We start from the raw sequence: 12,018 nt of genomic DNA, 5'->3' as shown, positions 1-12,018 counted from the left end.
TTATTGCCCAGCGTCGCTACGCTTGCAGGGCCTACGGGTTTTGTAGGTCGGGTAAGCGTAGCGCCACCCGACTAAGCCAGCTGTTTACGGCTAATCAACGGCCCGTCAATCTTCTTCATCGAGCGGTCCAGCACCTCCTCAATCACCGACGACAGCTCGTTCAGCTCAAACTTCGCGACGTACCCGTCGGCCTTCACCTTGCGAATATGGTCTTCGTTGGCGTTGCCGGAAAGGGAAGAGTGGATCACCACCGGAATATCCTTCAATACCGGATCGGTTTTGATTTTGCGCGTCAGCGTAAAACCGTCCATCTCCGGCATTTCGAGGTCGGTCAGCACCAGCGCGATCTTATCGGTGATCGGCACGCCCTCAGCCTGCGCCTGTGCGGCCAGCACGCCAATTTTTTCCCACGCGTCTTTGCCGGTGATGTGCAGCTGCGCTGGGATCTCCATCGCCTGCAGACCTTTCTCCAGCATCGAACGCGCCACTTTGGAATCTTCCGCCACAATCGCGACCGCGCCCGGCTTGATATGGAATTTGGTGGTCTTCAGATTGGTGGCGTGCAGATCGTGGTTGGCCGGGGTGATGTCATACAGGATCTGCTCAACGTCCAGCACCATCGCCAGATCGTTGGTATCCGTTTTCTCATCCAGGCAGGCAATGCTGGTGATATAGCGACCGCTGACGGCGGTTTCCGCCGCGTGCACCTGCTTCCAGTCCAGACGCATGATGTTCTCAACCGACTCCACGGCAAACGCCTGCACGCTGCGCGCATATTCGGTGATCAGCAGGATATTCAGCCCGGTGGTGGGCTTACAGCCCGCCACGGCGGCCAGGTCAATCACCGGGATCACCTGATCGCGGATATTCACCATTCCCATCAGCGGTGATTTCATCCCGGCGGGTTTCGTGAACTCCGGCATCGGCACAATTTCACGCAGCTTAAAGACGTTAATGCCAAACAGCTCAGATTTATTTTCGTTAAGAGAGGTGCCAAGACGGAACAGCAACAGTTCAAAACGGTTCGACAGGGTCAGATTCGCCCTGTCATCAATATCTTTCTGGAAATTATCCATTCTACCCTCGAGAGAAATGCTGACCTTTTAATCGTTATCGGCATCCTGAGGGAAAAATGAAGGACTAAACGCTGACCTGAGCGAAATCTTCGGCCAGCTCACATTCCGGGAACAGCGCGCGGCACTCTTCCAGCAGCTTTTCACAGCCCCGCGCGTCGTAGCGCGAGCTGACGTGGGTGATGATGAGCCTCCCGACGCCCGCGTCACGGGCTAGCTGCGCCGCCTGACGCGTGGAGCTATGACCCCGGCCGTTGGCTTTCTCTTCCATCGCCGTTTCAAGCGTCGCTTCATGCACCATCACGTCCACGCCCTGGGCAAGCGTGAGCGCCGCCCGGCACGGGGCCGTGTCGCCAAAGATCGCCAGCTTCTTGCCGGGCTGCGGTGCGGCGAGATAATCCTGCCCATTGATGATGCGCCCGTCCTCCAGCGTGACTGTCTCGCCGTGCTTCAGGCGCTGGAACAGCGGCCCGGGTTTTACGCCATCGGCCATTAGCGCGGCGGCGTCCAGCGCGCCGGGTTTGTCATGCGCTTCAATGCGATAGCCATAGCACTCAACGGGATGATTCAGCGGCTGAGCGCTCACCTTATAATCACCGTCATCGAAAACCAGGCCTTCGCTAATCTCAACGACCTCCAGCGGATAATCCGTCCACGACCCGCTCAGGCGCAGCGTGGTTTCAACAAATTCACGAATACCCGCAGGCCCGTAAATCGTCAGCGGGTTGGCGTTACCGGCCATCGAGCGGCTGCACAGCAGGCCGGGAAGGCCAAACAGATGGTCGCCATGCAGATGGGTGATAAAAATTTTATCCAGCTTGCCGGGGTGATAAGCGGTGTGTAGGAGCTGATGCTGCGTCCCTTCACCACAGTCAAACAGCCACAGCCCGCCGCGGGTGGGGTGTTTAAGATCCAGCAGTATCGCCGTCACATTCCGTGAGCGGGTTGGCACGCCCGCGGACGTACCCAGAAAAATCAGTTCCATAACGCAATCAGCCCTTTGCTGAACGGGGAGGGGTTTAGTATAACGTGATGAACCCCAGGAAGGAGACTGACATGATCCAGTGGCAAGATTTACACCATAGTGACCTCACCGTTCATTCACTTTACGCCCTGCTGAAACTGCGCTGCGAAGTGTTCGTGGTTGAACAGATCTGCCCGTATCAGGACATCGACGGCGACGATCTCGTCGGCGAGAACCGCCATATTCTTGGCTGGCGGGAAAACGAGCTGGTGGCGTATGCGAGGATTCTGAAAAGCGAGGACGAATTCGAGCCTGTCGTGATTGGTCGGGTCATCATCAGCGGCAAAGCACGCGGTGAAAAACTGGGCTATCAGCTGATGGATAAAACGCTGGAGGCATGCCAGAAACAGTGGCCGAACAAGGCGTTATACCTGGGCGCGCAGGCGCACCTGCAGTCCTTCTACGGCCACTTTGGTTTCGTGCCGGTCACCGAGGTGTATGATGAAGACGGCATTCCCCACATCGGCATGGCGCGGGAAGCGAAGCAGGCGTAATGGCGAGTCGTTGGCTATAGTTAGCGAACTGGTGTACTAACATGGAGAAAAATATGTCATTTCAATCCTGGGATACCCGTATCGACGACGACCTGGCCTTACTGAGCGAAACGCTGGAAGAGGTGTTACGCTCCTCGGGCGACCCTGCCGATCAGAAATATATTGAGCTAAAAGCCCGCGCCGAGCAGGCGCTGCATGAAGTGAAAAACCGCGTCAGCCATGCGTCTGATACCTACTACTACCGCGCCAAAAAAGCGGTGTATCGTGCCGATGATTACGTGCATGAAAAACCGTGGCAGGGCATTGGAGTAGGTGCTGCCGTCGGCCTGGTACTGGGGCTGCTCTTAGCCCGTCGTTAAGCCGCTTAACCACTCCCTATATGTGGGTACTGCTATTTATGGTCAGTACCCCGTATAATACGAGGTTTTAACAGGGAGAGGTTCGCGTGAATTCGATTTTCCTCGCGCTGGAGCAATTGCGTACCCAGCTTTCGCAAGCGTTACCCGCAACGCCCGGCATACGTCATTTCGACGTCTCTTTCCCGTTAAACGATGCCTTCGACCCTCTCGCCTGGCTTGGGGCGCAGCAGTGCTATCCGCAGTTTTACTGGCAGCAGCGTAACGGCGATGAAGAGCTGGCCGCGCTGGGGGCGGTTATCACCTTTTCCTCTCTGGCGTTAGCCACGCAGTTTTTGCGCGAGCAAAACGCGGCAGGTGATACTCGCATCTGCGGCCTGAACGCCTTTAATCCGGAGCAGGGCAGCCTCTTTTTACCGCGACTGCTCTGGCGACGTACCGCCGGCACCGCTACGCTGCGTCTGCAGCTGTGGAGCGATTATTCACTTCAGGAAGATGCCCATGCCGCGCGGGATTTTTTACAGCGGCTCCAGCCAGCCAGGCCTATCCGCCCGCTGGCCGTTCAGGTTGAGCACGAAAACCATCAGCCTCAACGGGCCGAATGGCTGAGACTTGTCCGCAGGGCGACCGAAACCATCGCGCGCGGTGATTTTGAAAAGGTTGTCCTTGCGAGGGCCACCGATCTTCAGTTTACACAGCGCATTAACCCCGTCGCGCTGATGGCGGCCAGCCGCGCCCTCAATTTACATTGCTATCACTTCTGCATGGTATTCGACGCCAGCAACGCGTTTCTCGGCTCGACGCCCGAGCGTCTCTGGCGGCGACGCGGCACGCTGCTGCGCACCGAAGCGCTGGCGGGCACCGTCGCCAGCCATACCGATGATAAAAAGGCGCAGCGTCTGGGCGAGTGGCTGCTGAATGACGATAAAAACCAGCGCGAAAATATGCTGGTCGTGGAGGATATCTGTCAGCGTCTTCAGCACTACACGCGGACGCTTGAGGTACTGCCCCCCCAGGTGGTGCGCCTGCGTAAGGTGCAGCATTTGCGCCGCTGTATCTGGACCGAGCTCAAACAGGCCGACGACGAGCAGTGTCTGCATATGCTACAGCCGACGGCGGCCGTTGCCGGTTTGCCGCGACAGCCTGCGCGCGAGTTTATTCAGAAGGTTGAGCCCTTTAACCGCGAGTGGTACGCCGGTTCGGCCGGGTATTTATCGCCTGACCAGAGTGAGTTCTGCGTGGCGTTGCGCTCGGCGCGCGTACAGGAAGACGCTCTGCGGCTTTACGCCGGAGCGGGTATTGTCAGCGGATCTGACCCGGAGCAGGAGTGGCAGGAGATTGAAAACAAAGCGGCCGGATTGCGCTCTCTGCTCCTAAGGGATTAATACTGAATCGCGCAATCCCGATTCACATCAAAATTCCAATTTTTTCTATTATTTATACTGTGTCGCATTCTTGATACCGGACAATCTCATGTCAGTAAGTTCTTTTAACCGACGCTGGGCGGCGGTGATCCTTGAAGCCCTGACGCGCCATGGCGTCAGGCACGTGTGTATTGCACCGGGTTCTCGCTCAACGCCGCTGACGCTGGCGGCCGCCGAAAACCGGGCGTTGATTCACCACACCCACTTTGATGAGCGCGGCCTCGGTCATCTCGCGCTGGGTCTGGCGAAGGTCAGCAAAGAACCCGTGGCGGTGATTGTCACTTCCGGTACCGCCGTGGCGAACCTCTATCCGGCTCTGATTGAAGCCGGGTTAACCGGTGAAAAGCTGATTCTGCTGACGGCCGATCGTCCCCCTGAGCTTATCGACTGCGGCGCCAATCAGGCCATCCGTCAGCCGGGACTCTTTTCTTCGCATCCTTCGCAGACGATTTCGCTGCCCCGGCCCACCCAGGATATTCCGGCAAGCTGGCTGGTCTCCACCGTCGATCATGCCATGGAGACGCTGCGCGGCGGGGCGCTGCACATTAACTGCCCGTTTGCCGAGCCGCTGTACGGCGAGCTGGACGATACGGGTCTTGACTGGCAGCAGACCCTCGGTGACTGGTGGCAGAGTGAAAAACCGTGGCTGCGCGAGCAGACGCACCTTGAGAGCGCGAAGCAGCGCGACTGGTTCTTCTGGCGGCAGAAGCGCGGCGTGGTTATCGCCGGGCGCATGAGCGCCGCCGAAGGCAAGCTGGTCGCCGAATGGGCGCAAACCCTGGGCTGGCCGCTGATCGGCGACGTGCTTTCCCAGACCGGTCAGCCGCTGCCGTGCGCGGATCTCTGGCTGGGTAATGCCAAAGCGGTCACCGAGCTGTCGCAGGCGCAAATTGTGGTCCAGCTTGGATCGAGTTTAACCGGCAAACGGTTACTGCAGTGGCAGGCCACCTGCACACCGGACGAATACTGGCTGGTGGACGCGCTGGAAGGGCGTCTTGACCCGGCGCACCACCGCGGTCGTCGTCTGGTCAGCCGTATCGACGCCTGGCTGGCGCTCCATCCGGCTGAAAAACGCAAACCCTGGGCGGTTACCCTCCCGGACCTGTCGCGCCAGGCGTGGGAATTGACCCATGCGCGCTGTGAAGCGTTCAGCGAGGCCGGGCTGGCGCACCGTATTCGCCAGTACCTGCCCGAGCAGGGGCAGCTGTTTGTCGGCAACAGCCTGGTCGTGCGGCTGATTGACGCCTTTTCGCAGCTGCCCGCGGGCTACCCGGTGTACAGCAACCGTGGCGCCAGCGGCATCGACGGGCTGATCTCGACGGCGGCGGGCGTGCAGCGCGCCAGCGCAAAATCGACGCTGGCCATCGTGGGGGATCTCTCCGCGCTTTACGATCTCAACGCGCTGGCGCTGCTGCGTCAGGCGTCTGCCCCGTTTGTGCTGATCGTGGTTAACAACAACGGCGGGCAGATTTTCTCCCTGCTGCCCACGCCGCAGAGCGAGCGCGAGCGCTTCTATCTGATGCCGCAGAACGTGCAGTTCGAACACGCCGCGGCAATGTTCAGCCTGAAATACCATCGCCCGGAAAGCTGGGAACAGCTGGATGCGGCGTTAAGCACCGCCTGGAAGCAGCCCGGCGCGACGCTGATTGAGCTGGTAGTTAACGAGGCTGACGGTGCGCAGGCCCTGCAAAGCCTGCTGGCGCAGGTGAGCCAGCTGTGATCCTCTCGGGCGTGCAGCAGGCTGGAAAACCAGGCTATCCCTGGCTGGTCTTTTTGCACGGTTTTTCCGGCGATTGCCGCGAGTGGCAGGGTGTTGGTGAGCGGCTTTGCGATTACCCCAGGCTGTATCTGGATCTGCCGGGACACGGCGGATCCCGGAATCTTGGCGTGACGGGCTTCGACGAGATGAGCGCGTTGCTTACCCGAACTCTGATTAGTTACAACATACTGAAATTCTGGCTCGTCGGGTACTCCCTCGGCGGCCGCATTGCGATGTTCCATGCCTGCCAGCAGCCGAAGGGGCTGTTGGGTGTGACGGTAGAAGGCGGCCATCCGGGCCTGCAGGATGCCGATGCGCGACAGGCGCGGCTGGCATCAGACCGCCGCTGGGCGACGCGTTTTCGCAGCGAACCGCTGGATAAGGTGTTCGCTGACTGGTACCAACAGCCCGTGTTTGCCTCCCTGACGGACGCCCAGCGCGACGCGCTGATTACCCTGCGCAGCCAGAACAACGGCGCGGCGCTGGCGATGATGCTCGAGGCGACGTCGCTGGCCGTGCAGCCCGACCTGCGTACCGCGCTCAGCGCACGTGATTTCACTTTTGATTATCTCTATGGCGAACGTGATGAGAAGTTTACGGCCCTTGCTGCGGAGCTGAACGCCGTTTGCCATGCAATTCCCAACGCCGGACACAACGCCCACCGTGAAAACCCCGACGCGGTTGCCGCGAGTCTGGCTCAGATACTGCGTCTTCGAATAAAGGACACTCTATGATCTATCCTGATGAACACATGCTTTACGCCCCGGTTGAATGGCAGGACTGCTCCGAAGGCTACACCGACATTCGTTACCACAAATCCACCGACGGTATTGCCAAAATCACCATCAACCGCCCGCAGGTGCGTAACGCCTTCCGTCCGCTGACCGTGAAAGAGATGATTCAGGCCCTGGCGGATGCGCGCTATGACGACAACATCGGCGTGATTGTCCTGACCGGCGAAGGCGAGAAAGCGTTCTGCTCCGGTGGCGATCAGAAAGTGCGCGGCGACTACGGCGGATACCAGGACGATGCGGGGACGCACCACCTGAACGTCCTCGATTTCCAGCGTCAGATCCGCACCTGTCCAAAACCGGTGGTGGCGATGGTGGCGGGCTACTCCATCGGCGGTGGCCACGTGCTGCACATGATGTGCGACCTGACCATTGCCGCTGAAAACGCCATCTTCGGCCAGACCGGCCCGAAAGTGGGATCTTTCGACGGCGGCTGGGGTGCCTCCTACATGGCGCGCATCGTCGGGCAGAAAAAAGCCCGTGAAATCTGGTTCCTGTGCCGTCAGTACAACGCGCAGGAAGCGCTGGATATGGGCCTGGTGAATACCGTGGTGCCGCTTGCCGATCTCGAAAAAGAGACCGTACGCTGGTGTCGCGAAATGCTGCAAAACAGCCCGATGGCGCTGCGCTGCCTGAAAGCGGCACTCAACGCCGACTGCGACGGTCAGGCGGGTCTGCAGGAGCTGGCGGGCAACGCCACCATGCTGTTCTACATGACCGAAGAGGGTCAGGAAGGGCGCAACGCGTTTAACGAAAAACGCCAGCCAGACTTCAGCAAATACAAACGGAATCCGTAATGCGTCGCGCGCAGGTTTACCGCTGGCAGATACCGATGGACGCGGGCGTGGTGCTGCGTGAACGGCGGTTAAAAACCCGTGACGGCTTCTTCGTGCATCTGCAGCAGGGCGAGCGGGAAGGCTGGGGCGAGATTTCGCCTCTGCCGGGCTTTAGCCTCGAGTCGCTGGATGACGCGCGGGCGGCCTTGCTGGCGTGGGCGGACGCGTGGCGCGAGGGGGCGGATCCGGCGCTGCCGGACGTCCCTTCCGCGGCCTTTGGTATCAGCTGCGCGCTGGCGGAGCTGGACGGCAGCTTGCCAGAAGCCGGGAATTACCGCGCGGCACCGCTCTGTACGGGCGATCCGGACGAGCTGTTCGCGCAGCTCTCCGCTATGCCGGGCGAGAAGGTCGCGAAAATCAAAGTCGGGCTTTATGAAGCGGTGCGTGACGGCATGGTCGCCAACCTGCTGCTGGAGGCGATCCCCGATCTGCATCTGCGTCTGGACGCCAACCGTGCCTGGACGCCGCTTAAGGCGCAGCAGTTTGCAAAGTACGTCAATCCGGCGTACCGCAGCCGCATTGCCTTCCTCGAAGAGCCGTGCAAAACCCGCGACGATTCACGCGCGTTTGCCCGTGAAACGGGGATTGCCATCGCCTGGGATGAAAGCCTGCGCGAGGCCGATTTTGAATTTGCTGCCGAGCCCGGCGTCAGCGCGGTGGTGATTAAACCGACGCTGACCGGCAGCCTGGCGAAAGTGCGCGAGCAGGTCGCGGCGGCGCACGCCTTAGGGCTGACGGCGGTCATCAGCTCGTCAATTGAGTCCAGCCTTGGGCTAACCCAGCTGGCGCGCATTGCCGCCTGGTTAACGCCTGACACGGTCCCCGGCCTCGACACGCTGAACCTGATGCAGGCTCAGCTTCTTCGCCCGTGGCCGGACAGCGCGCTGCCGTGCCTCGACGTCGCGGCGCTGGAGCCGTTGCGATGAGTTTTACCGACTGGCCGTGGCGGCACTGGCGTGCGCAATTTGCCGATAAACCGGCTCTGAGGCTGAACGACGAGGTGCTCAGCTGGCAACAGCTGTGCGCGCGCATCGACAGCCTTGCGGCGGGCTTTCACCGTCAGGGCGTGGAGGAGGGCGACGGCGTGCTGCTGCTGGCCCATAACCACCCGCACACCCTGCTGGCGTGGCTGGCGCTGCTCCAGTGCGGGGCGCGTATTCTTCCCGTTAATCCGCAGCTGCCGCGCCCGCTGCTGGACGTGCTGCTCCCGCAGATGACGCTGCGCTTTGCGCTGGTGCTGGACGGCAGCTACGACGGCCTTCCTGCCCTGAGCATGCGCGAGACCGCCGATGCGTATTGCGCTGCGTGGCAACCGGCGCGGCTGGCCTCCATGACGCTGACCTCAGGCTCCACCGGACTGCCGAAAGCGGCGGTCCATACCTGCGAGGCCCATCTTGCCAGCGCGCGCGGCGTTTTGTCGCTGATGCCCTACGGTGAAGATGACGACTGGCTGCTTTCGCTGCCGCTGTTTCACGTTTCCGGCCAGGGGATTTTATGGCGCTGGCTGCAGGCCGGCGCGCGGTTAACCGTGCGCGAGAAACAGCCTCTGGAGCAGGCGCTGTGCGGCTGCACCCACGCCTCGCTCGTGCCAACCCAGCTCTGGCGTCTGCTTAATGCCCACCAGCCTGTCGCACTGAAAGCGGTGCTGCTGGGCGGGGCGGCCATCCCTGTGGAATTGACCGAACAGGCGCGAGAGCAGGATATACGCACCTTCTGCGGCTACGGTCTGACCGAGTTTGCCTCAACCGTCTGTGCGAAAGAGGCCGACGGCGAGCCGGACGTGGGCCGTGCGCTGCCGGGCAGAGAGGTGCAGGTCGTTAACGGTGAAGTCTGGATCAGGGCGCAAAGCATGGCCTCAGGCTACTGGCGGGATGGCGAACTGATTCCGCTGACCAACGCGCAGGGATGGTTCGCCACCCGCGATCGCGGCGAATGGCATGACGGCCGTCTGACGATCCTCGGCCGCATGGATAACCTCTTTTTTAGCGGCGGAGAAGGGATCCAGCCGGAATCGCTCGAGCGCGTTATCGCCACGCACCCGCAGGTTAACCAGGTGTTTATCGTTCCGCTGGACGACGCTGAGTTCGGGCAACGTCCGGTGGCGGTGGTGGAGTGCGAGCCGGGAACGGATATCACCACTTTACCCGACTGGGTCAGGGACAAGGTGGCGCGTTTTGAGCAACCCGTCCGCTGGCTGCTTTTGCCGACCGAACTCAAAAATGGCGGCATTAAAGTTTCGCGTCGCGCGCTGCAGGAGTGGGTTAACGCAACGCTGAAGGGATAATAGCCGTTTCAAATAGTTACAATCTACTGGCCGGCCGCACGCAGAGTGCTTGATCCCCGGAAGACCCAGGTTAAAATCTCGCGGTTTTGGGGCTTCTCTATAAAAATTGTGCGGGATCACGACAATGAAAAAAGTGGCATTACTGGGCTTCGGCCTGATGGTTGTATCTGCGGCGGCGAACGCCATTAGCATTAACGGCTCGGCGGGTCAGGATTATACCCACCTGGGCTTCGGCATGGGTACCGAGACATCCGGTCTGGCGATGACCGGCGGCTGGACGCATAACGATGACGACGGCGACGCGGCAAGCCTCGGCCTGGGCCTCAACATTCCTCTGGGCCCGTTCCTGGCGACCGTCGGCGGTAAAGGTATCTATACCAACCCAAATGACGGTGACGAAGGATATGCGGTGGCAGTGGGCGGCGGCCTGCAGTGGAAAATTGGCGACAGCTTCGGCCTGTTTGGCGAGTACTATTACTCTCCAGATTCCCTCTCAAGCGGTATCGACAGCTATGAGGAAGCCAACGCCGGCGCGCGCTGGACCATCATGCGTCCAATCACCATCGAAGCAGGCTATCGCTATCTGAACCTGGCCGGCAAAGACGGTAACCGCGACAACGCGCTGGCCGACGGTCCGTACGTGGGCGTTAGCGCAGGCTTCTAATCTCTCCGGCGCGGCATGCTGTCGCGCCAGTTTCTCCTCTTCTCCACCCCGCGTTTGCGCTATAGTGTTTTGACCAAATAAGCGGGAGAACACAATGATTAACGTGGAGATGTTATCCACCGGCGACGAAGTGCTGCATGGACAAATTATTGATACCAATGCTGCCTGGCTGGCCGATCTTTTCTTTGAGCAAGGATTACCGTTAACGCGCCGCAATACGGTGGGCGACAATCTTGAGTCACTGGTCGCTGTTCTGCGCGAGCGCAGTGAACAGTGCGACGTGCTGATTGTGAACGGCGGGCTCGGCCCCACCAGTGACGATCTCAGTGCCCTGGCCGCCGCGACCGCAAAAGGCGAAGGGCTGGTGCTGCATGAGGCGTGGCTCTCGCAGATGGCGCGTTTTTTCTCCGAACGTGGTCGCGTCATGGCCCCCAGCAACCGCAAACAGGCTGAAATTCCCGCCAGTGCTGAACTGGTCGATAACCCGGTCGGTACCGCGTGCGGGTTTGCCATGCAGCTGAACCGCTGCCTGATGTTCTTCACGCCGGGCGTGCCCTCAGAATTTAAAGTGATGGTCGAGCAGCAGATCCTGCCGCGCCTTCGCCAGCGTTTTACCCTGCCGGAACCCCCGCTGTGCCTGCGTCTGACCACTTTTGGTCGTTCGGAAAGCGATCTGGCTCAGAGCCTCGATCACCTCTCACTCCCGCCGGGCGTGTCTATGGGCTATCGATCCTCCATGCCGATCATTGAGCTCAAGCTGACCGGACCGGCCACCCAGAAAGAGGCGATGCTGGCGCTGTGGCCTGAGGTGCAGCGCGTAGCGGGTGAAAGCCTGATCTTTGAAGGCACGGAAGGGCTACCGGCGCAGATTGCGAAGCATCTGCAGTCGCGCCAGCTGAGCGTGACCTTAAGCGAGCAGTTCACCGGTGGCCTGCTGGCGCTGCAGCTGTCGCGCGTCAACGCGCCGCTGCTGGCCAGCGAAGTGGTGCCGTTCCAGCAGGAGACTCTGGCGCAGACCGCCCGCTGGGCGTCCGAGAGAAGGGTGAAGCATTTTGCCGGTCTGGCGCTGTTTGTCGGCGGGCTGGATGAGGAATACCTCAACTTCGCGCTGGCGACGCCTGAGGGCACCCACGCCCTGCGGGTAAAAATGAGCATTACCCGCCACAGCCTGGCGGTGCGTCAGGAGGTGTGCGCCATGATGGCGCTGAACATGCTGCGCCGCTGGCTGAATGGCAAAGAGGTGGCCAGCGAGCACGGCTGGATTAACGTGGTTGAGTCGCTGTTCGTGGAGTAACGCCTGTGCCGGGGCCTTT

General features: G+C 60.6%; 12 protein-coding genes. 10 read left to right on the top strand and 2 right to left on the bottom strand.

All coding sequences use genetic code 11. The features are described from left to right. Positions 1-71: 71 nt before the first annotated feature. Both ACVCAM_RS07760 and rbn read right to left on the bottom strand, forming a co-directional pair. Positions 72-1,076 carry a chemotaxis protein gene (locus ACVCAM_RS07760; protein WP_023312530.1) on the bottom strand — a complete coding sequence of 335 codons (1,005 nt, stop codon included), beginning with the start codon at positions 1,074-1,076 and terminating at the stop codon, positions 72-74. Positions 1,077-1,140: 64 nt separating this feature from the next. After that, the gene (gene rbn / locus ACVCAM_RS07755) at positions 1,141-2,058 is read right to left on the bottom strand and encodes a ribonuclease BN (protein WP_025913146.1); all 918 of its coding nucleotides are present in this window, start codon (positions 2,056-2,058) and stop codon (positions 1,141-1,143) included. A gap of 71 nt (positions 2,059-2,129) precedes the next feature. On the opposite strand from rbn, the gene ACVCAM_RS07750 reads away from it, so the two are divergent. The 10 genes from ACVCAM_RS07750 (at position 2,130) to ACVCAM_RS07705 (ending at position 11,999) form a co-directional block, all read left to right on the top strand. Then, positions 2,130-2,591 carry a GNAT family N-acetyltransferase gene (locus tag ACVCAM_RS07750; RefSeq protein WP_008500218.1) on the top strand — a complete coding sequence of 154 codons (462 nt, stop codon included), beginning with the start codon at positions 2,130-2,132 and terminating at the stop codon, positions 2,589-2,591. A gap of 53 nt (positions 2,592-2,644) precedes the next feature. Further along, positions 2,645-2,950: a stress response protein ElaB gene (elaB, locus tag ACVCAM_RS07745; RefSeq protein WP_008500219.1), complete on the top strand. Its 306-nt coding sequence runs from the start codon at positions 2,645-2,647 to the stop codon at positions 2,948-2,950. Between the two features lie 86 nt (positions 2,951-3,036). Continuing rightward, complete coding sequence (gene menF, locus ACVCAM_RS07740; RefSeq protein WP_025913147.1) at positions 3,037-4,332, top strand: isochorismate synthase MenF; 1,296 nt, start codon at positions 3,037-3,039, stop codon at positions 4,330-4,332. An 88-nt stretch (positions 4,333-4,420) separates the two neighbouring features. Further along, the gene (menD, locus tag ACVCAM_RS07735; protein ID WP_023344580.1) at positions 4,421-6,091 is read left to right on the top strand and encodes a 2-succinyl-5-enolpyruvyl-6-hydroxy-3-cyclohexene-1-carboxylic-acid synthase; all 1,671 of its coding nucleotides are present in this window, start codon (positions 4,421-4,423) and stop codon (positions 6,089-6,091) included. Then, positions 6,088-6,864: a 2-succinyl-6-hydroxy-2,4-cyclohexadiene-1-carboxylate synthase gene (gene menH, locus ACVCAM_RS07730; protein ID WP_025913149.1), complete on the top strand. Its 777-nt coding sequence runs from the start codon at positions 6,088-6,090 to the stop codon at positions 6,862-6,864. The genes menD and menH overlap by 4 nt, the downstream gene beginning before the upstream one ends. Continuing rightward, positions 6,861-7,718, top strand: coding sequence for a 1,4-dihydroxy-2-naphthoyl-CoA synthase (gene menB, locus ACVCAM_RS07725; protein WP_008500223.1), 858 nt, complete (start codon positions 6,861-6,863; stop codon positions 7,716-7,718). The genes menH and menB overlap by 4 nt, the downstream gene beginning before the upstream one ends. Continuing rightward, positions 7,718-8,683 carry an o-succinylbenzoate synthase gene (gene menC, locus ACVCAM_RS07720; protein ID WP_025913150.1) on the top strand — a complete coding sequence of 322 codons (966 nt, stop codon included), beginning with the start codon at positions 7,718-7,720 and terminating at the stop codon, positions 8,681-8,683. The genes menB and menC overlap by 1 nt, the downstream gene beginning before the upstream one ends. After that, complete coding sequence (gene menE, locus ACVCAM_RS07715) at positions 8,680-10,041, top strand: o-succinylbenzoate--CoA ligase (RefSeq protein WP_063417580.1); 1,362 nt, start codon at positions 8,680-8,682, stop codon at positions 10,039-10,041. Before menC ends, menE begins: the two co-directional genes overlap by 4 nt. A gap of 124 nt (positions 10,042-10,165) precedes the next feature. Next, on the top strand, positions 10,166-10,705 hold the full coding sequence (locus tag ACVCAM_RS07710; protein WP_025913153.1) for a YfaZ family outer membrane protein: 540 nt from the start codon (positions 10,166-10,168) through the stop codon (positions 10,703-10,705). 94 nt (positions 10,706-10,799) lie between these two features. After that, the gene (locus ACVCAM_RS07705; protein ID WP_021241545.1) at positions 10,800-11,999 is read left to right on the top strand and encodes a nicotinamide mononucleotide deamidase-related protein YfaY; all 1,200 of its coding nucleotides are present in this window, start codon (positions 10,800-10,802) and stop codon (positions 11,997-11,999) included. Positions 12,000-12,018 lie beyond the last annotated feature (19 nt).

It is taken from the genome of Enterobacter sp. CFEC122 (assembly GCF_052983755.1).
This window is presented reverse-complemented; position numbering and strand designations above follow the sequence as displayed.

What these genes read in the sequence shown, in the direction of transcription:
- ACVCAM_RS07705 (WP_021241545.1), top strand. Translation starts at nt 10,800, where the DNA reads ATGATTAACGTGGAGATGTTATCCACCGGCGACGAAGTGCTGCATGGA.
- ACVCAM_RS07710 (WP_025913153.1), top strand. Translation starts at nt 10,166, where the DNA reads ATGAAAAAAGTGGCATTACTGGGCTTCGGCCTGATGGTTGTATCTGCG.
- menE (WP_063417580.1), top strand. Translation starts at nt 8,680, where the DNA reads ATGAGTTTTACCGACTGGCCGTGGCGGCACTGGCGTGCGCAATTTGCC.
- menD (WP_023344580.1), top strand. Translation starts at nt 4,421, where the DNA reads ATGTCAGTAAGTTCTTTTAACCGACGCTGGGCGGCGGTGATCCTTGAA.
- menC (WP_025913150.1), top strand. Translation starts at nt 7,718, where the DNA reads ATGCGTCGCGCGCAGGTTTACCGCTGGCAGATACCGATGGACGCGGGC.
- rbn (WP_025913146.1), bottom strand. Translation starts at nt 2,058, where the DNA reads ATGGAACTGATTTTTCTGGGTACGTCCGCGGGCGTGCCAACCCGCTCA.
- ACVCAM_RS07760 (WP_023312530.1), bottom strand. Translation starts at nt 1,076, where the DNA reads ATGGATAATTTCCAGAAAGATATTGATGACAGGGCGAATCTGACCCTG.
- ACVCAM_RS07750 (WP_008500218.1), top strand. Translation starts at nt 2,130, where the DNA reads ATGATCCAGTGGCAAGATTTACACCATAGTGACCTCACCGTTCATTCA.
- elaB (WP_008500219.1), top strand. Translation starts at nt 2,645, where the DNA reads ATGTCATTTCAATCCTGGGATACCCGTATCGACGACGACCTGGCCTTA.
- menB (WP_008500223.1), top strand. Translation starts at nt 6,861, where the DNA reads ATGATCTATCCTGATGAACACATGCTTTACGCCCCGGTTGAATGGCAG.